Below are 20,142 nucleotides of genomic sequence, written 5' to 3' on the forward strand. Positions count from 1 at the left end.
CATGCTCGGAAGAACCGCCAACGGCCTCTTTTGGATGTTCCGCTACATCGAAAGGGCCGAAAACATTGCCCGTCTCGTCGATGCCGGCCTGAGAATGTCGCTGACCCGCAGCGGTGCCTCGGACGAAGACTGGGACGCCGTCTTGAAAAGCGCCGACGTGCGCCCGCTCTTTGCCGAACGCCATGGCAAGGTCACGGCATCGGACGCCATCGACTTCATGCTGCGTGATCCTGCCAATCCGTCGAGCGTGGTGTCCTGCATCGACGCCGGGCGCAACAATGCCCGCATGGTGCGAACGGCGCTCACCCGCGAAACCTGGGAAGCGACGAACGAATGCTGGATCGAGCTGAAACAGGTGCTCGCCCGCAAACTGAAATCCGCCGACCTGCCCGAGGTCATCGACACGGTGAAACGCCGTGCCGGCCTCATTCGCGGCGCCTTCCACGGCTCCATGCTGAGGAACGAGATCTACAACTTCGCCCGCATCGGCACCTTCATCGAGCGTGCCGACAACACCAGCCGCATCCTGGACGTCAAGTATTACGTGCTTCTGCCGGCGATCACCCATGTCGGCTCCTCGCTCGACAACATGCAGTGGGAATCGATCCTGCGCTCCGTCTCCGCCCACCGCTCCTATCGCTGGGTCTATGACGGAGAATACAAGGCGGCCAACATTGCCGACTTCCTGATCCTCAACGGCCAGATGCCCCGCTCGCTCGCCTATTGTTACGAGAAGATCACCTCCAACCTCGGCTATCTGGCACGGGACTATGCACACCAGCTGCCGGCGCATGAGACGGCGGACAATGTCTTGACCACGCTGAAGTCGACGACGATCGGCACCATCATGGACCAGGGACTGCACGAATTCCTCGACGACTTCATCGCCAGCAACAACAAGCTGGGCAATGAAATCACCGAGGGTTATCGGTTCTACAGCTGAGCAGGAATGATCCCATGCGTCTGCGGATAAGCCACACCACCGAATATCGCTACGACGATCCCGTCCAGTATTCTCTGCAACGGCTCCGGCTGTGCCCGCTCGACGGGCCCGGCCAGAAGGTTGTGTCGTGGAACATCGCGGTCGATGGTGCAACGGTCGAGGCCGGCTTCAACGATCAGTTCGGCAACCACACGCACCTCGTATCGACCGAGGGCGACAGCCACAGCGTCCACATCGTCGCCTCCGGCGAGGTCGAAACGGAGGACCGCTCCGGAGTCTTCGGCCCGCATCAGGGATGTGTACCGCTCTGGCTTTACCTGCGCGAGACGCCACACACGAAGCCCGGCAAGCTCACCCGCGAGCTCGTCCGCAGTCTGACCGGCGACAACGAGCTCACCAAGATGCACGACCTCATGGGCAAGCTGCATTCAGCGATCGCCTTTGAACCCGGCACGACCGGAACCGAAACCACCGCCGAACAGGCCCTGGAGGCCGGGCGTGGCGTCTGCCAGGACCACGCGCATGCCTTCCTCGCCGCCGCCCGGACCATGGGGCTTCCGGCCCGCTACGTCTCCGGATACCTGTTGATGGACGATCGCGCCGAGCAGGTCGCGACCCATGCCTGGGCCGAGGTCAATCTGTCGGGTCTCGGCTGGGTCGGCTTCGACGGCGCCAACAATCACTGCCCGGACGCCCGCTACGTCCGGATCGCGACCGGCCTCAGCTACGCTGATGCGGCGCCTGTTTCCGGCATGCGGATCGGCGTCGCCGGCGAAGACCTGACCGTCACGCTCGTCGTCGAGCCCAGCCAGAGCCAGAGCCAGACGCAAAGCTGACCGCCCCGGGGACAGCAGCGCGCGGCACAAGCCCCGCACCACGTCGATATGGTGATGTCAGGCCGAGACGCGGCTGGGCCGCAGCGGAGGTCGAGGCACATATGCTGTTCGGAAAATCGCTCTTCCAGTCGGTTGTCGACAGGCTCGGCGAAGAGGCGAAGGAAGATGTGCCATCAGAGGACGTGGCCTTCCGCGTCAAAGGACTGGCATCGAGCTTCATTCCGATGACACCGGCAAGCGGCTCCACACCCGTGGATCCCGGCACGGATCAACGGCTCGACGCCTATCTCTTCCTGATGCCCGAAGACCGCGAGCCAGAACCGCCCGAGCCCCCCGCTCCGCCGCAACCGCCGGCCTGGATCAACCGCCTGTCGCCGGAGGAGATTGCAGCCGACCTCGGCCTCGATCCCGGCGATGATCGCGAACGCCTTCAGGAACGCCGGCGCGCATTTGCCCGAGACAACCATCCCGACCGTATCGCCGCAGATTTCCGCGAGGAAGCCACCATGCGCATGAAGATCGCCAACCGGCTCATCGACGACGCGATCAGCCGGTTCGCTACAGGTCTCGGCCGTTAGGGATCAGTCGTAGAGCCGCCGCAAGAGCATGTTGACCGTGTCCCGCTCGGCAACGCCGCCGAGCTGGTCCAGCACCCACTGTTCGTGATCGAGCCAGATTGGCATCAGCTCTTCGAGATAGGCGTCCCCCGCCGGCGTCATGTAGAGCGACTGCACGCGGCGATCGGTCTCCGACTTGCGGCGCTCGATGAACCCCTTGCTCTCGAGCCCGTCGACGATCGCGACAAAGTTCGCCCGCTGGATGCCCAGCGCTTCGGCCACTTCGCTCTGCTTGGCACCCTGATTGTTGGTGAGCAGAAGCAGCACGGCAAAATCGGTCGGACGCATTCCCTTGGAAGAAAACGCTTCGTTGAAATGCTGAAACACCGCGAGTTGCGCTCGCCTCAAGCGATATCCCACGGCGTCGTCCATCATCGAGAAGTCGAGCCTGGACGGGTTGGGTATCAATTCATTCATTGTAAGTTCCGGCATTTCCCCTGCCATTCTTGTATTTTCCCCTCAGCCGGCCCGCTGTTTTCCCCTGCGAGCCGACATTCCGATACTAACCGTTTAAACCCCCGTCACAAGGCGCAACCGCCCTTGCCTTCCCGTAAAACGCCAATTCCTGCGCTTTAGCCACGGGGTTTAGCCGGCATCAACAGCCCAGACCGGCCGGCCAGTCCCCGATCAGCTTGCGATTCGGCCATCCGGCCGCACCATTTGCGCCGATGCGGGATGATTCCGCCGGAGCCAAGTGTTTTTTCCGATTGAAGCTGCCAATCGACTGCGCTATGACCGCTTCAGGAACGGCGAGTCAAACCGTCGTCGGAAGCACCCGTAGCTCAGCTGGATAGAGTGTTGGATTCCGATTCCAAAGGTCACAGGTTCGAATCCTGTCGGGTGCGCCATTTTTCTCCATCAAAATATTGATTTCCTTCGCATCCAGGTGCTGACGGCACTCGGAATTGCCGAGGGCGCTGTCCTCCCTTCCGCTCGCCAAACAAAAAACCCCGCCTCGAAAGGCGGGGTTGCTGTTCCTGCACCGGGTATATGCCGCGGGCTGCTGCTGTCCCGGCCTTAGAGGGCCTGGTAGGCGGCGACGATGGCTTCGACCTGGGCCGCATTCATCGCCTGGATCTGGGCGGTGGTGATCGCCTGGATCTGGTCGCTGGTCAGGTCACCGATGTCGTCGGTCGACAGACCGGCGATGGCGGCTGTGCTGATGGCGGCGATGTCCTCGATCGAGAACTCGACCAGGTCTTCGCTCCCCAGTGCACTGATCGAAGCAGAGTTCAGCGCCGCGACCTGGGTCGAGGTCAGGGCCTCGATCTGGTCCGTGGTCATGGCGACCAGCTGGTCGGTCGAGAGAGCGCCAACGGTCCGCGAACCGAGTGCCGCAATCTGATCCGTCGAGAAGGACACCAGACCGTCGGTCGAGAGGCTTCTCGCCTGCGTCGATGTCAGCGCCGCGATCTGGGCGGTCGAGAAACCGTCGATCTGGTCGGAGGTCAGGGTCTCAACCTGGGCGGATGTCAGCGCAGCCACTTGGCCCGATGTGAGGCCGGCGAGCTGTTCCGAGGTGAGTTCGGCGAAGTTGTCGGTCGACAGTGCCGCGATGGTTCTCGTGCTCAGCAAGCCGAGTTCCGTCGAGCTGAAGGTCGCCATGTCTTCGGTTTCAAGACCGGAGATGGCAGCCGTGCTGAGCGCTGCGAGCTGACCGCTGGAGAGCACCCCGATCTGCTCGGAGGTCAGTGCCGTCACCTGATTGGAGGTCAGGCTTGCAAAGACCCGCGTTCCAAGGGCCGCGACCTGATCGGTCGAGAACGATGCGAGGTTGTCGGTCGACATGGCAGCGACCTGGGCACTCGTCAATGCGCTGACCTGCAGCGTGTTGAGACCGTCGATGTCGTCCGTGGTCAGCACCCCGATCTGCGCCGTGGTAACGGCGGCGATCTGGGCGGTGGTCAGACCAGCGAGCTGGGTCGAGTCGAGTGCGGCGAAGTTCTCGGTCGACATGGCAGCCAAAGCCCGGGAATTGAGGGCTGCGACGTCGGTCGGCGCGAATGTCGCGACATCTTCGGTCGAAAGACCCGCAATGCCCGCAGAGCTGATCGCTCCGAGCTGCGCTGTCGAGAGATAGTCGAACTGGCTGGACGTCAGCGCAGCGATCTTGTCAGAGGTCAGGCTGGCGATACCGGCCGTTGCCAGGCCCGGCAGCTGATCCGAGGTCAGTGCTGCGAGGCTATCGGTCGACAGAGAAGCAATCTGCGTCGACTTCATGGCGGAGATCTGGGCAGAACTCAGACCGGCGACCGTCGTGCTGTTGAGCGTGGCGATCTGTGCCGTCGTCAGTGCTGCGACCTGGGCAGTCGTCAGCCCGGAGAGCTGTGCCGAGTCGAGAGCGGCGAAGTTCTCGGTGCTGAGGGCAGCCAGCGTTCGGGTCTGGAGAACCGCGAGTTCAGCAGAGTCGAGCGTCGCAAGATCTTCGGTTGCAATGCCAGCCACCGCGGCAGAGCTCAGCTGCGAGAGCTGGACCGTCGAGAGGGCTGCGAACTGCGCCGTATCGAGCACCCCGACCTGGCTGGCCGTCAGCGATGCGACGGCGCGGCTGGAAATGGCCGCGACCTGATCGGTGTCGAGCCCGGCAATGGCATCCGTAGACAGGCCGCTGATGGCTGCCGACGAGATCACCGCGATCTCGTCCGTCGAGAACGTGGCGATATCGGCGGCGGAAAGGGCGGCGAGGTCAGCAGAGCTGAGGGCCGCGATCTGACCGGAGGTCAGCGCCAGAACCTGATCGGTGCTCAGTGCATCGAGCTGTTCGGACGTCAGCGCACCGACAGCGCGGGAGTTGAGCGCCGCCACCTGATCCGTCGAGAGCGAGGCAATGTTGTCAGTCGACAGGGCCAGGATCTGCAGGGAGCTGAGGACGCCCGCCTGGGCGGCCGTCAGGCCATCGATCTGGGTTGAGTCGAGCGCGCCGACCTGGGCAGTCGTCAGCGCAGCGACCTGGGAGGTCGTCAGGCCGGAGAGCTGCAGGCTGTCGAGCGATGCGATGTTCTCGGTCGAGAGGGCTGCGATTGCCCGCGAATTCATCGCCGCGAGGTCCGTCGATTCCAGTCCGTCGAGATCCTCCGTCGTGAGACCCGCGACAGCGGCAGTCGAGAGGGCTGCAAGCTGGGCCGTGCTCAGGACGCCGATCTGATCGGACGAGAGGGCGGCAACCGCGTCAGAACCGAGTGCGGAGACGGCGCGGGTATTGAGCACAGCCACCTGATCGGTCGAAAGCGAAGCCAGCGCGTCGGTGGTCAGAGCGCGGACCTGCGAGCTGGAGAGCATGGCGACCAGTGCGGTCGTCAGGCCATCTAGCTGGTCGCTGATCAGCGTTGCGACCTGTGCAGTGGTAAGCGACGTAACCTGGCTGGTCGTCAGACCGGAGAGCTGGGTCGAGTCGAGGGAAGCAAAGTTGTCCGTCGAGAGCGAAGCGAGAGCCCGGGAGTTGAGCGCCGCGAGGTCCGTCGATGCAAAGGCATCGAGGTCTTCGGTCGTCAGGCCGGCGACTGCGGCACTCGTGAGGGCAGCGAGCTGTGCCGTCGACAGCACACCGATCTGGTCGGACGAGAGCGCGGCAATCGCATCAGACCCGAGCGCTGCAACGGCGCGCGTGTTGAGGACAGCTACCTGATCTGTGGAGAGCGATGCCAGAGCATCCGTGGTCAGCGCGCGGACCTGCGCGCTGGAAAGCAGAGCGACGACATCGGTGGCCATGCCATCCAGCTGATCGCTATCGAGCGTGCCGACCTGTGCGGTCGTCAAGGCCGCAACCTGGCCGGACGTGAGACCGGAGACCTGTGCCGAGTCGAGCAGGGCGATGTTGTCGGTCGACAGGGCTGCGATTGCCCGACTGTTGAGAACCGCGATTTCGGCGGAGGTCAGCGTGCCGATGGCGTCGCTGTTGAGACCGCGAACCGCAGCCGAGGTCAGGGATGCCAGCTGGGCGGTCGAAAGTGCGTCGAACTGTGCCGAGCTGAGGACGTTCAGCTGCGCAGACTTCAGCGAGGCGATGGCGCGCGTGCTGATCGCACCCAGCTGATCGGTGCTGAGAGAGGCAACTGCATCGGTGGTCAGGGCGCCGAGCTGGACTGAGGAGAGCGTGGCGATCTGGGCGGTCGTGAAGCCATCGAGCTGGTCGCTGCTGAGCGTGCCGATGATGGCCGTGGACAGCGCCGCGATCTGCGCCGATGTCAATCCGACGAGCTGGTCCGAGGTGAACGATGTGAACTTGTCGCTCGAAAGGGCAGCCAGCGAGCGGGACTGCAGGGCAGCGAGGTCAGCCGAGTCGAAGGTTGCGAGATCTTCGGTCTCAAGGGCTCGGGCTGCCGTCGAGCTGATGGCGCTCAGCTGGGATGTCGACAATGCGCCGATCTGATCGGACGTCATCGCGGCGATCTGGGTGCTGTCGAGAGCCATCATGGCCCGCGTATTGATCGCGGCAATGAGGTCGGTCGACAATTCGCCGATCACGGCGGAGGTGATGCCACGGATGGCAGCAGAGCTCAGCGTTGCGAACTCGGCGGTGGTGAAGGTTGCGATATCCTCGGACGACAGGGCAGCGAGGTCGCTGGACGTCAGGGCCGAGATCTGGGCGGAAGACAGAGCCTCAATCTGATCGCTCGTCATCGCGCTCAGCTGAGCGGTCGTCAAGGCGGCAACGGCGCGGCTGCTGAGAGCGGCAACCTGATCGGTCGACAGCGAAACCACATTGTCGGTTCCGAGCGCGACCACCTGGGCAGAGCTCAGAGCCGCAACCTGGGCCGTGCTCAGGCCGTCGATCTGGTCGCTGTCGAGGACGGCAACCTGAGCGGTGGTCAGGGCAGCGATCTGAACGCTGGAGAGAGCCGTCAGCTGCTCGGATGTCAGGACAGCGACGTTGTCGGTCGACAGGGCGGCCAGCGAGCGGGAGTTGAGCGCTGCGAGCTCTGTCGATGAGAATGTGCCGACATCTTCAGCTTCGAGGCCCTTCACTGCGGCCGAGCTGAGGGCTGCGAGCTGCGAGGTGGTGAGGGCCGCAACCTGGTCGCTGCTGAGTGCGGCGACCTTGTCGGATGTCAGGACTGCGATCACACGGCTGCTCAGGCCTGCGACCTGATCGGTGGAAAGCGATGCCAGTGCATCGGTGGTCAGGGCCTTCATCTGGGCGCTGGTCAGGCCGGCGAGCTGAGCCGTGCTCAGGCCGTCTGCCTGATCCGAGGTCAGCGTGGCGATCTGGGCAGTGCCGAGAGCGCCGATCTTGGCGGCAGTCAGGCCGGCAAGCTGGGTCGAGTCGAGCGATGCGAAAGCGTCGGTCGAAAGGGCAGCCAGGCTGCGCGATGCGAGAGCGGCCACGCCGTCCGAAGTCAGCGTGTCGATGTCGTCGGCGCCGAGGCCCTTGACGGCGACGGAGCTGAGGGACGCGAGCTGGCTGGTCGTCAGTACGCTGATCTGGTCGGTTGTCAGCGCTTCGACCTGGGTCGACTTCAGGACTGCGACAGAGCGGCTGTTGAGGGCCACGATCTGGTCGGTCGAGAAGGAAGCGAGATTGTCGGTCGAGAGGGCCGGGATCTGGCGCGAAGTGAGCGCCGAGATCTGCAGCGAGGTCAGACCGTCAATCTGTGCGGAAGTGAGGCTGGCGATGACAGTGGTCGAAAGGGATGCGATCTGCGCGGTGGTCAGGCCGGAAATCTGATCACTGTTGAGGGCAGCGAAGCTGGCGCTCGACAATCCGGCGAGTGCGCGGGTGCTGAGCACCGACAGTTCGGCGGAGGTCAGCGTTCCGATGTCTTCGGCCTCGAGGCCGGCGAGCGCCAGGCTTCCGAGCGCCGTGAGCTGGGCGGTGGACAGTGCGTCGAACTGCTCGGAGCTCAGCGCGGTCACTTGCGCGGATGTCAGGGCGCCGAGGACGCGGCTGCTGAGCCCGACCATCTTGGCGCTGTCGATGACGGCGAGCTGATCCATCGTCAGACCGCGGACAGCGACGCTCGAAAGGGCGCCGAGCTGGCTGGAGCTGAGACCGTCGAAGTCGTCTGTCTGCAGAGCGCCGACCTGGGTCGACGAGAGTGCCGCAACCTGAGAGGTGCTGAGGGCAGCAACGTCGTCGCTTGTGAAGTTAGCGATCGTCGCAGTGGACAGCGCCTTGATCTGGGTAATGCTCAAAGAAGAGATAATCGAAGTCATATGACGCGCGCCTTCAACGTTTGCGGTTGGCCGTTGCATTCCTTGCCACCGATCAGGGGGGAGCGCATGAGGGCGCCGACCGTCACGACCTCGGGAGCATCCTGCGCCCTGAGTGGCTGCTATCCGCGCACAGACGATCGTCTGGTAACGTCTGTGCACGGTGTCCTTGCGGACGAAATTTTTGCTGGAACATGGCTCGACCGAGCCGGCGTTGGAGAGGGCATCATGCAGCAGAGTTGACCTCTGCTTCCCACACCTTGAAAGGCTCGCATCCGGATCCGGACACGGACCTTGCCTCACCGCACCATGAACAAACGGGTGGGGTGAGACGAGTCTTGCCCAGATGATTAGGGCTCACACTCTAATTTTCCATTAACAGACGGCCCTGTAACGCACTGAACTATTCTTGGGCGTGAGTTACGTTCGTCCTGCCTTTCCGGAAATTCTATCGCGAAGGCGAAGTGATTTGGCAAGCCTCAAGTTTTAGCCGGACTCGTTCACGCAAGCCCAAAGCAAGCTAAGCCGAATAGGTGTTGCTCAGACACCGCTGCGCGGGAACGAAACCTGGCCTCTTGGCCGCCAACAGATGTGATGTCGATGGTGATACATACAGCATTCGCCCCGGAGCAGAACGCACAGCTTTCAGCAGCAACAGACAAGGCAAGACGCCAGAAGCTCTCCCTGCTCGAAGTTCTGCAACTCGCAGAGCAGTGGGGCGCCGCAGGGCAGGCAGCCCTCTCCGCCGAGCTCTACAAGACCTGGACCGCTTTCAACGACCAGAGCCCGCTGCTCCACCTCGCCTTCTTCAACTATTCTGTCATCCTGAAGCAACTCGGTGACACGCCCGGCGCTATCAACGCCCTCAAGGCGGCCCTGAAGGCCTCTCCATTGATGGGTCAGGCGCATATCAATCTCGGCCGAACCTATGAGGATTGCGGACTGGGCGCCCAGGCAATCCAGCAGTGGCGCAATTACGTCGACGCGACCGCGGAAATCACCCCCGACAAATCCGTCCACCGCCTGATGGCACTGCAGCACATCGGACGCGTGATGGAAGGCGCAGGGCTCCTTGAAGAGGCCGAGACCGCGTTGTGGCAGGCGATTGAACTGAGGCCCGACAAGCCGGAGGCAGGCCAGCACTGGATTTCGGTGCGCCAGCATCAGTGCCGGTGGCCGGTGGTCCAGGGTTCGGAATTCGTCACGAAGCGCCAGATGCTCGATTCGATTTCGCCGCTTCCGCTGGCTTGCTATGCAGACGATCCCCTGTTCCAGATGGCAAAGGCCTATCGCTACTACAAGATGCTCGCCGGCCGGCCTGAGCCCGCACATCTCAACAAGCCGGAACCGCGCAAGAAAACCGGCACCGACCAGCGTCTGCGCATCGGTTATGTCTCCTCGGACCTCCGTGACCACGCAGTCGGCTTCGCGCTCAGCGAAGTGCTGGAGCTGCACGACAAGTCTTCGGTCGAGGTCTATGCCTATTACATCGGCGAGGCCCGCAGCAACGACGCGACCCAGACCCGCATGAAAGCGGTCATCGATGTCTGGCGCGACGTCACCGCCATGTCCGACTTCGAGGCAGCTCGGCAGATCATGGCCGACGAGATCGACGTGCTGATCGACGTCAACGGCTATACCAAGCTGGCCCGCACGAAGATCTTCTCCTACCGCCCGGCCCCTGTCATCGTGAACTTCTGCGGCTATCCAGGCACCATGGCGAGCCCGGTCCACCAGTACATCATCTCCGACGAGCAGATCATCCCGCCCGGCAACGAGATCTACTACACCGAGAAGGTTCTCCATATCCCCTGCGATCAGCCGGTCGACCGCAAGCGCGTCATCGGACCGCGCCCGACCCGGGCGGATGTGGGCCTGCCCGAGGATGCCTTCGTCTTCGCCTGCTTCAACGGCATGCAGAAGATCACCGCAGCCGTCTTCACGCGCTGGATGGCCATTCTGACCGCTACGCCCGGCAGCGTTCTCTGGCTACTCGGGGGATCGGACACCGTAAACCAGCGCCTGCGCGATCTGGCGACCTCGGCGGGTGTCGATGCCGCACGGCTCTACTTTGCCTCCAAGGTGCCGAACCCGAACCACCTGGCACGCATCGCGATCGCCGATCTCTTCCTCGACACCTTCCCCTACGGCGCCCATTCAACGGCATCGGATGCGCTGACCATGGGTCTTCCGGTCCTCACCATTCCCGGCAAGACCTTTGCGTCCCGCTTCTGCAGCAGCATTGTGAAATCGGCTGGCATTCCCGAACTGATCTGCGCGACACCGGACGACTATGTGAGGAAGGCGATCACACTGGCGAAGGACAAGGCCGCGCTCGGCCAGATTCGAGCCTCGCTGCAGGCCCAGCGCGACACCTGCGCCTTGCGTGACATCCCTCGCCTCGTACGCCGCCTGGAAGAACTCTACTGGCAAATGCAGGACGAGCGCGAGCGTGGAGAAACGCCGGTTCCAGATCTTTCCAACATGGATATGTACTACGAGATCGGCGCCGAGGTCATGCTGGCGGAAGTCGAGTTCGAAGACGAGGCTGCCTATCGCAAGCGCTACCGGGACCGGATTGCCGACTGGCATGCGTTTCACCCGGTCCCATCAGACACGCGCCTCTGGCAGTCGCAGGACGCATGACCGAAAGCAGACAGACTGACTGACCATTGGGCCGGGAGAGAAGTGTGGCGCCTGTAATACTCGTGACTTTCGCCGGCCGTGAAGCCCGCATGGAGATCCTGACGCGCTATGTGCGCGCGGCAATGGCCGACGGCCTGATTGACGAATGGCATGTGTGGGATTTCACCCGCTCGGACTCCGACCATCAATGGGTGACCCGTGAGTTTGGCCCGGCCCGCTACATGGGCCATGCGGTCGGCTATCAGCCCTGCGGGACGATATCACGTCGCGCGCCGCTCAGGCTGGAGGCCCTAATCAGCAATGATCTACACCTGGCCATCCTGCCGAAAGACGATCAGGAAACGCTCTACGAAGTGGTCGTCGGCGGGTGGAACAACCAGCAGTCCGTGATCCGCAAGGTCTCCCGCGAACGACTGAACGATGCCGACAGAAGCGATGCTACAATGACCTGGGCAAGGCTGACCCCGAGCGTTCTGTCGCCGGGTCGGGCGAACGACATCATCCTGTCGGTCGACGGAACGGGCACGCCGGAATTGACGGTGAACGGCGTCGTGCTCGGCCGCTGGCCGGAGATTTCCCTGTCTGCCGGCGCCGACGTCATGATCCGCGGCGGCTGGGGTGCGGCTCTGGAACTCTGCCACGTCAACGAGCCCGTGCGCCGCTATGTCGGCAATCCCGGCGAACAGTTGCCGTATTTCCAGGCCTATCAATACTACGCCGAGCGGCTCGCCGATTTCGCCGACGCGCTCTTCCTCAAATGCGACGATGATATCGTCTACATGGACCTGGACGGGCTGGCCGGCTTCATCGATCATCGCCGCAAGAACCCGCGCTACTTCGTGACTTCGGCCAATGTCGTGAACAACGGCGTGTGCGCCTATTTTCAGCAGGTCTCCGGTGCCCTGCCGGCTTCACTCGGCCATTTCGAGCGCCCCCCCGGGGGCTTCGGCGGCACACTCTGGACAGACCCCGACAAGGCGAACAACCTGCACGACTTCTTCCTGGCGACGCCGAAGAAGGAGTTCCCCCTGCCCTCGAAGGTCGTCGACTGGCAGGAGCGCCAGTCGATCAACTTCATCGCTTGGCTGGGCCGCGACCTGCAGCACATGGCCTTGGCAAGGGGCGACGACGAAAAGATGCTGACGGTTGACCTGCCGGCTTTCCTCGAACGTCCGACCGCGATCTATTCCGACTTCACCGTGAGCCATCTGAGCTTCGGGCCACAGGAAGAGGGCGTCGACGTCAACCGTTTGATCGCCGCCTATGATAAGCTGATGCGGGAAAAGCTCGCGCTCTGACGGCAACATACATCGACCGGCGGGCAGGCCCGCCGGACCAGACAGGAACGGATGAGGCACGGCAGGCCGGAAGGGCTGGAACCCCGCCCACCCCACAAGCTTGAGGAACATCCAGGTGACGGCACAGGGTCAGAAAATCGGTATCGTCGGCGCAGGCCTGTCCGGCGCCGTGATTGCGCGCGAACTGGCTGAGGCCGGCTTCGAGGTGGAGGTCTTCGACACGCGCCCGCATATCGGCGGCAATTGCCACACGGAACGCGATGCCGACACCGGCGTCATGGTCCACATCTACGGCCCGCACATTTTCCACACCGATGACGCGGAAGTCTGGGATTACGTCAACGGCTACCAGACTTTCCTGCCCTACAAGAACCGGGTGAAGACCACGAGCCAAGGCCAGGTCTATTCGCTGCCGGTCAACCTGCACACGATCAACCAGTTCTTCGGCAAGACCTTCCGCCCGGAAGAGGCCCGTGCCTTCATCGAGGAACAGGCCGACAAGACCATAACCGATCCGCAAACCTTCGAGGAACAGGCACTGCGCTTCGTCGGCCGCGACCTCTATGAGGCCTTCTTCAAGGGCTATACCGAAAAGCAATGGGGCTGCTCACCGACCGACCTGCCGGCCTCGATCCTGAAGCGTCTTCCCGTGCGCTTCAACTATGACGACAACTATTTCTTCCACAAATTCCAGGGCATGCCGGAAAACGGCTATACCGACATGATCGCAAAAATCTTCGACCATCCGAAGATCAAGGTGACACTCGGCCAGCATTTCGATCCGCGCGCGCGCCATGACTATGCGCACCTCTTCTATTCCGGCCCGCTCGACGGCTATTTCGGCTATGAATTCGGCCGCCTCGGCTATCGCACGCTCGATTTCGAGCGTTTCACCTATCAGGGCGATTATCAGGGCTGTGCGGTAATGAACTACGGCGACGCGTCCGTACCTTATACCCGCATCACCGAGCACAAGCACTTCTCGCCGTGGGAAAGCCATGAGGGCTCGGTCTGCTACCGCGAATTCTCCCGCGAATGCGGTGAGGAGGACATTCCCTATTACCCGATCCGTCTGGTCGACGAGAAGGCGCAGCTGGCCGATTACGTCACCCGTGCCAAGGAAGAAAAGGCCGTCACCTTTGTCGGCCGGCTTGCAACCTACCGCTATCTGGACATGGACGTGACGATCCGCGAAGCACTGGATACGGCGCGCCTGTTCCTCGCCAAGGCAAAGGATGCGGCAGCCATGCCCGCCTTCGTCCATTCTCCGCTCTAAGCAGGAAAACGCGCATGACTGCGACACCCATCCTTGTTGTCGGCGGCGCCGGCTATATCGGCTCCCACACCTGCCTCGCGCTCTCCGAGCGTGGCTACCTGCCTGTTGTCTACGACAACTTCACCTCCGGCCATCCGGAATTCGTCAAATGGGGCCCGGCCGAACAGGGTGACATCAGAGACAAGGCCCGGCTCAGGGAAGTGCTCGCCAAGTACCAGCCAAAGGCCGCCATGCATTTCGCCGGCCTGATCGAGGTCGGCCAATCCTTCAAGGAGCCGGAGCATTTCTACGACGTCAATGTTTCAGGCACGCTGAGCCTGTTGCAGGCCCTGAGCGACGCCGACATCCGGAACTTCGTCTTCTCCTCGACCTGCGCCACCTATGGCGCACCGGAATATCTGCCGCTCGACGAGAAGCACGGCCAGAAGCCGATCAACCCTTACGGCCGCACCAAGCACATTGTCGAGCAGGCGCTGGGCGACCTCAACCTCTGCGGCCGCATGAAATCCGTGATGCTGCGCTACTTCAATGCTGCCGGCGCCGATTTCGAAGGCCGCATCGGCGAGTGGCACTCGCCCGAGACCCATGCCATTCCGCTCGCCATCGATACAGCCCTTGGAAGACGCGAATTCTTCTCGATCTTCGGCGAGGACTATGACACCCGCGACGGGACCTGCATTAGAGACTACATCCACGTCAACGATCTCGCCGACGCCCATGTGCGCGCCGTCGAGTATCTGCTGAACGGTGGCGAGACGATCGCCATCAATCTCGGCACCGGCAACGGCACCACCGTCAAGGAACTGATTGCGGCGATCGAAACCGTCTCCGGCCGCCCCATGCCGATCAAGCGCACCGAGCGCCGCGCGGGCGACCCGCCAGGCCTCGTCGCCAGCAATACGCTCGCCCGCGAAGTCCTCGGCTGGGACCCGAAGCATGGCATTGACGACATCATCCGCTCGGCCTGGAAATGGCATTCAACCTTCAATGGCCATTCCGACTGAGGTCGGCCGCCCACGGATCGGACCTCCCCTAAAAAGGCGTCTGAACGGCCTGTACGGCAGGCTGAAACACCTTGACGCGCCGTGATCCATCCGCTTTTCGTCGTGCAGTTTTTGCCGGAGCCCAAACCATGCGCGACAAGCTGAAGAAGATCCTCTCCTCGAACGCGTGGGAGCGGGTAATCATCACGGTCATCCTGATCAATTCCGTGACGCTCGGTCTCGAGACATCCCCCGCCGTCATGCAGGTCATGGGACCGCTACTGCTCGCAGTCGACCGTATCATTCTGACGATCTTCGTCGCGGAGATCGCCGCGCGTCTCTACACCTTCCGCTTCGGCTTCTTCCGCGACCCGTGGAGCATTTTCGACTTCGCCATCGTCGCAATCGCACTCATTCCGGCGAGCGGACCGTTCCAGGTGCTGCGCGCGCTGCGCGTCCTGCGTGTCCTGCGGCTGATCTCCATCGTGCCGTCGCTGCGGCGGGTGATCGGCGGCCTGATCGCCGCCCTTCCCGGCATGGGCTCGATCATCATTCTGTTGTTCATGCTGTTCTACGTCTCGGCCGTCATGGCGACCAAGCTCTATGGCGCAACGTTTCCCGATTGGTTCGGCAGTCTCGGCGCGTCGACCTATTCGCTCTTCCAGATCATGACGCTCGAAAGCTGGTCCATGGGCATCGTTCGGCCGGTGATGGAGGTGCACCCCTATGCCTGGCTGTTCTTCGTGCCCTTCATCCTGCTCAGCACCTATTCGGTCCTGAACCTCTTCATCGGTGTCATTGTTTCGGCGATGCAGGAGCAGAGCATGGCCGATACCGACGCGGACCTGAAAACGCTACACATCGACAACGCCGATCTGCTGCGCGAGATGCAGGCCCTTCGTTCCGAAATCGCGGCACTCCGGACCGAGAGGCCCGCAAACGGCGCCTGAGCGCCGCCGTACCGGCCTTTTCCATGCTCTAGCTGCGCAGACCCGGCGCCTCGTGGCCTGTGCGCTCGACATATTCCGTGTAGCCGCCGCCATACTGGAACACCCCTTCCGGGGTGATCTCCAGAACGCGGTTCGACAGCGCCCCGAGAAAATGCCGGTCGTGGCTGACGAAGAGCATGGTGCCCTCGTATTGCGACAGCGCCTTGATCAGCATTTCCTTGGTATCAAGGTCAAGGTGGTTGGTCGGTTCGTCGAGGACGAGCAGGTTCGGCGGATCGAACAGCATGATCGCCATGACGAGGCGCGCCTTCTCGCCACCGGACAGAACCCGGATCCGCTTGTCGATGTCGTCGCCGGAAAAGCCGAAACAGCCGGCAAGCGCCCGGAGCGGCGCCTGGCCAGCCCGCGGGAATGTCGTCTCCAGCATTTCGAAGATCGTCATCTCGCCATCGAGCACGTCCATCGCATGCTGGGCGAAATAGCCCATCTTCACGCTGGCGCCAATCGCAACAGTGCCCTGGTCCGGCTTCGAATCGCCAGCGACGAGCTTCAGGAGCGTCGACTTCCCGGCCCCGTTGATGCCCATGATGCACCAGCGCTCCCTCCTGCGGACCATGAAGTCGAAGCCGTCATAGATGACCTTGTCGCCGTAACGTTTGGAAACGTTCTTCACCGTGACCACATCTTCACCCGAGCGCGGCGCAGGCTGGAATTCGAAGGCAACCACCTGGCGGCGCTTCGGTGGTTCGACCCGGTCGATCTTTTCCAGCTTCTTCACCCGGCTCTGCACCTGGGAAGCATGGCTGGCGCGCGCCTTGAAGCGCTCGATGAACTTGATTTCCTTTGCCAGCATCGCCTGCTGGCGTTCGAACTGCGACTGCTGATGCTTCTCGTTCAGGGCGCGCTGCCCCTCATAGAAGACATAGTCGCCGGAATAGCTGTTGAGCTGGCCGGCATCGATCTCGATGATCTTGTTGACGATACGGTTCATGAACTCGCGGTCATGCGAGGTCATCAGCAGTGCGCCCTCATAACCTTTGAGGAACTGCTCGAGCCAGATCAGGCTTTCGAGATCGAGATGGTTCGACGGTTCGTCGAGCAGCATCACATCGGGACGCATCAGGAGAATGCGGGCCAGCGCCACGCGCATCTTCCAGCCGCCCGACAAGGCGCCCACATCACCATCCATCATGCTTTCAGAAAAGGAGAGACCGGCCAGCACTTCGCGCGCCCGTCCGTCCAGCGCATAACCATCGAGCTCCTCGTAGCGCGCCTGCACCTCGCCGTAACGCTCGATGATCTGATCCATCTCGTCCATGCGATCGGGATCGACCATGGCGGCCTCGAGTTCGCGCAGTTCGGCCGCGACTTCGCTGACCGGCCCTGCCCCATCCATCACCTCGGCCACGGCCGAGCGACCGGCCATGTCGCCGACATCCTGGCTGAAATAGCCGATCGACACGCCCTTATCGACGGAGACCTGGCCTTCGTCGGGCAGTTCATGGCCGATGATCATGCGGAAGAGCGAGGTCTTGCCCGCCCCGTTCGGCCCGACGAGACCGATCTTCTCGCCGCGGTTGAGCGCGGCGGACGCCTCGATGAACAGGATGCGATGGCTGAGCTGCTTGGAGATATTTTCGATACGGATCATGGACAAGGACGCCTGAAGGGAAATCGGCGCCCTTATGGCATGCCGTGGCCCGTCTGTCCCCTGCTTTTGTTGCAGGGCAGCAGACCGGCTATCCGATCAGGCACCCACCGACACAAGCGACGCCCGATCTCCCGCCGACTGCTCCCGCCGCCGCCTCAGCGCCCGGCAAAGCGTCGCACGGCTGATCCCTTGCCGACGTGCGGCATCGGCCAATGACAGCCCCTCGCGCGCCATCCCGTCGAGCGCCATCTCGACGTCCCCGGGCCGGAGCTTCACGGGTCTGCCGATGCTTTGCCCCCGCAATTTTGCAGCCGCCATACCGGCCGACGTGCGCTCCGAAATCAGGCCACGCTCGAACTCGGCCAACGCCCCCATGATATGGAAGATCAACAGACCACCGGCCGAGCCGGTATCAATCGCTTCGGTCACAGAATACAGCGCGACCCCGCGGCTTCCGAAGTCGTTGACCACGTCGATCAGATGCGAAAGTGAGCGGCCGAGGCGATCAAGGCGCCAGATCACCAGCGTATCCCCAGGCTGCAGGGCCTCCAGGGCTTCGGCCAGTCCTGGTCGAAGCCGCTGCGCGCCGGAGTGACCCAGATCGCTGAAGATCTGCTCACAGCCACAGGAGACCAAAGCTTTAAGTTGCATATCCACGTTTTGGTCCAGCGTCGATACACGCGCATAGCCTATCCGCATGACCTCTCCGATTTTCAGGGAAAACATAAGGTTGTGGCGAAATCTCCACGCGGGAGATCGGGCGGAACCGTATCATAATGGTTCCCTTTTAAGCACAGCGCCAGGATTAGGTCAACACAAAATACTCGCATAAGATGTATATACTTTTCCCCGTGAAAGCCGTGCTTCGGACGGTCGATCGAGCGGATTCACGCCACATCCAGCCACCAACTACAGGCCACTGAACGGGAATTCCGGGTTGCGCAAATGGGAACGGTTTCGAGACGCCGGAAAGCGTCCATCAGGACCATGGATCAATCCGACACCAAGGAGGACTTCCGCATGCCCAACTACTCACTCACCCTCAACATCGACCCGACGGACCTCAACGTGATCAAGGCCGCCGGCCAGCGCATCACGCTTGCCAAGCCGGTCGGCTCCGGCGACCCGAACGTTGTCTGGCTGTCGATCGATCCCTTCCAGTCGACCACGGTCGAGTGGACGGAAGACTACTGGATCTACTCGTCTACCACCGCCATCTCGCAGGGTGCCGCGATCACCAAACTTTCGGAGGTAACGCCGGGCCCGGCAATCGATGCAGGCTACTATCCGTTCACGCCTGCGGCGACCTTCGGCGTCTTCCAGAACGATCCGAGCGTCAATTCCGGGACCTTCGCCGCCGTCAACAACATGCCCTACACCCAGTATCCGACGCTGACATTCGGCCTTTCCCAATCGGCGATGGTCAACAAGACGCTGGCCGAGCGCAAGCCGATCTCGGCGCAGCTGGTGCCGTCGCAGAACCAGATCCAGATGACGCCCTTCACCACGGTCTATGTGTGGCTCCAGAGCCAGTTCGCCAGTGAGACAATCATCACCAAGATCACCAGCAATACGGCTGTCACCAAGTTCGGCGGCGGCGTCAGCGACATCACGCTGAAATACGAGCCCACGCGCGGCGTTTTCATGCCGAGCACGGGTGCAGCGAAAATGCTGGAAATGGGGCTGATCGAGCTGCGCACCCCTCTTCTGCTCTGATCCCCACAGAGATGCGGCTCGACGGTGAGCCGCATCTCGCCATCGTCATCTCCAAACAGCAACAGCGGCGCGCGACCGCGGTGGCGCGATTTGCCGACCTGAAAAAGGAAATCAGCCATGCCCAAGATCGCCAATGCGACCTGCATCGCCCTGCTGAGCCTTGCCTCGGCAACGGGGGCAAGGGCCGCCCCGACAATCGAAAACCTGAAGAACCCGAACATCGGCAAAATGTCTGCAGAGGAAATGACAGATGCAGAGCCCATGCCGCTGCCGGCGATCACGCAGGAAGAGCACGACGAGATGAAACGCCGTTTTCGCGAGCTGAACCCGGCCATTCCCGATCAACGTCCGTTACCAGGCGATCGCGGCGCAATCGCCACGCCCGGCATTCTGGAAAAGATCGCGGCTCCGGACGTATCTGCCCCGTATTGGAGTGCCGGCCGCCTGAGTTTCCGGGATGACACCGGCAAGGCCAGATGGTGTTCGGCGCAGTATGTCGATGATCTGAAGGTCATTCTCACGGCTGCCCACTGCGTCATCAATCACGCAAGCGGTGTCTGGCATTCCGATTTCAGCTTTGCCCGCGCGAGTGTCGATGGCGACTCGCCGCAAACGATCGACTGGCGCTGCATCTCGATCTTCGACGCCTATCACAGACCGAGCGTGAACTACGCTTATGACTACGCCTTTATCCTGGCGAGAAGCGACGACGAGCGCCCGCCGCTGGAGCTTGCAAGCGGGATACCGGCCTCGACCGACCTGACGGCGATCGGCTACCCATCCACGCCGGATCGAGGTCGCTATCTCTACAAGGTCGACGGCTCCTGGCTCGGGGTCGCCGGCGGCATTGTCACCATGGCGGACAATCCGCTGACGGCAGGAAGCAGCGGCGGGGCATGGTTTGCCGATTTCGAGGCGGGCGGCAGCGGCGGCAAGAACCGGGTCGTCAGCCTGAACTCGCATCGGCTGACCAACGATACGCAGACCCTTGGACCGCTCTTCACGAATGACACGCTTGCGCTGAAGAACCATGTCCGGGACGCGCGCTGCCTCGACTGACGCCTCCCGCCCGGCAA

At 62.4% G+C, this 20,142-nt stretch carries 14 protein-coding genes and 1 tRNA gene; 11 read left to right on the forward strand and 4 right to left on the reverse strand.

Features of this window, described 5'->3' with window-relative positions; translation table 11 throughout:
• The first annotated feature begins 1 nt into the window (after position 1).
• From QTL56_RS08360 to QTL56_RS08370, 3 genes are all read left to right on the forward strand, one after another.
• Positions 2-943: an alpha-E domain-containing protein gene (locus QTL56_RS08360; RefSeq protein WP_229574939.1), complete on the forward strand. Its 942-nt coding sequence runs from the start codon at positions 2-4 to the stop codon at positions 941-943.
• A 14-nt stretch (positions 944-957) separates the two neighbouring features.
• The gene (locus QTL56_RS08365; RefSeq protein WP_229574320.1) at positions 958-1,779 is read left to right on the forward strand and encodes a transglutaminase family protein; all 822 of its coding nucleotides are present in this window, start codon (positions 958-960) and stop codon (positions 1,777-1,779) included.
• Positions 1,780-1,880: 101 nt separating this feature from the next.
• The gene (locus tag QTL56_RS08370; RefSeq protein WP_229574322.1) at positions 1,881-2,357 is read left to right on the forward strand and encodes a hypothetical protein; all 477 of its coding nucleotides are present in this window, start codon (positions 1,881-1,883) and stop codon (positions 2,355-2,357) included.
• Positions 2,358-2,360: 3 nt separating this feature from the next.
• Here the strand turns inward: QTL56_RS08370 and QTL56_RS08375 are convergent, their stop codons facing one another.
• The gene (locus QTL56_RS08375; protein WP_245136298.1) at positions 2,361-2,813 is read right to left on the reverse strand and encodes a MarR family winged helix-turn-helix transcriptional regulator; all 453 of its coding nucleotides are present in this window, start codon (positions 2,811-2,813) and stop codon (positions 2,361-2,363) included.
• Between the two features lie 354 nt (positions 2,814-3,167).
• Here QTL56_RS08375 and QTL56_RS08380 point away from each other — a divergent pair.
• Positions 3,168-3,244: transfer RNA gene (locus tag QTL56_RS08380), tRNA-Arg, on the forward strand.
• 169 nt (positions 3,245-3,413) lie between these two features.
• On the opposite strand, the gene QTL56_RS08385 is transcribed toward QTL56_RS08380, so the two are convergent.
• Positions 3,414-8,549 (reverse strand): beta strand repeat-containing protein, encoded by a 5,136-nt coding sequence (locus QTL56_RS08385; protein ID WP_245136297.1) that lies wholly within the window; start codon positions 8,547-8,549, stop codon positions 3,414-3,416.
• Positions 8,550-9,146: 597 nt separating this feature from the next.
• On the opposite strand from QTL56_RS08385, the gene QTL56_RS08390 reads away from it, so the two are divergent.
• The 5 genes from QTL56_RS08390 to QTL56_RS08410 all read left to right on the forward strand — a co-directional run bounded on the left by QTL56_RS08390 (position 9,147) and on the right by QTL56_RS08410 (position 15,699).
• A complete protein-coding gene (locus QTL56_RS08390; protein ID WP_245136296.1) occupies positions 9,147-11,192 on the forward strand; it encodes an O-linked N-acetylglucosamine transferase, SPINDLY family protein in 2,046 nt (681 codons plus the stop codon).
• Positions 11,193-11,236: 44 nt separating this feature from the next.
• Positions 11,237-12,490, forward strand: a complete 1,254-nt coding sequence (locus tag QTL56_RS08395; RefSeq protein WP_245136295.1) for a DUF6250 domain-containing protein — start codon at positions 11,237-11,239, stop codon at positions 12,488-12,490.
• A 115-nt stretch (positions 12,491-12,605) separates the two neighbouring features.
• On the forward strand, positions 12,606-13,766 hold the full coding sequence (glf, locus tag QTL56_RS08400) for a UDP-galactopyranose mutase (protein ID WP_245136294.1): 1,161 nt from the start codon (positions 12,606-12,608) through the stop codon (positions 13,764-13,766).
• Positions 13,767-13,780: 14 nt separating this feature from the next.
• Positions 13,781-14,770, forward strand: a complete 990-nt coding sequence (gene galE, locus QTL56_RS08405) for a UDP-glucose 4-epimerase GalE (RefSeq protein WP_229574358.1) — start codon at positions 13,781-13,783, stop codon at positions 14,768-14,770.
• A gap of 128 nt (positions 14,771-14,898) precedes the next feature.
• Positions 14,899-15,699, forward strand: coding sequence for an ion transporter (locus QTL56_RS08410; RefSeq protein ID WP_245136293.1), 801 nt, complete (start codon positions 14,899-14,901; stop codon positions 15,697-15,699).
• Between the two features lie 28 nt (positions 15,700-15,727).
• On the opposite strand, the gene QTL56_RS08415 is transcribed toward QTL56_RS08410, so the two are convergent.
• Together QTL56_RS08415 and QTL56_RS08420 are read right to left on the reverse strand one after the other, a co-directional pair.
• A complete protein-coding gene (locus QTL56_RS08415) occupies positions 15,728-17,350 on the reverse strand; it encodes an ABC-F family ATP-binding cassette domain-containing protein (protein WP_245136292.1) in 1,623 nt (540 codons plus the stop codon).
• A 96-nt stretch (positions 17,351-17,446) separates the two neighbouring features.
• A complete protein-coding gene (locus QTL56_RS08420; protein ID WP_245136291.1) occupies positions 17,447-18,049 on the reverse strand; it encodes a recombinase family protein in 603 nt (200 codons plus the stop codon).
• Between the two features lie 321 nt (positions 18,050-18,370).
• Here QTL56_RS08420 and QTL56_RS08425 point away from each other — a divergent pair, with 321 nt between their 5' ends.
• Positions 18,371-19,066: a hypothetical protein gene (locus QTL56_RS08425; RefSeq protein ID WP_245136290.1), complete on the forward strand. Its 696-nt coding sequence runs from the start codon at positions 18,371-18,373 to the stop codon at positions 19,064-19,066.
• A 117-nt stretch (positions 19,067-19,183) separates the two neighbouring features.
• Positions 19,184-20,125 carry a trypsin-like serine peptidase gene (locus QTL56_RS08430; RefSeq protein WP_245136289.1) on the forward strand — a complete coding sequence of 314 codons (942 nt, stop codon included), beginning with the start codon at positions 19,184-19,186 and terminating at the stop codon, positions 20,123-20,125.
• Positions 20,126-20,142 lie beyond the last annotated feature (17 nt).

Source organism: Peteryoungia algae, assembly GCF_030369675.1.
Lineage (GTDB): Bacteria > Pseudomonadota > Alphaproteobacteria > Rhizobiales > Rhizobiaceae > Allorhizobium > Allorhizobium algae.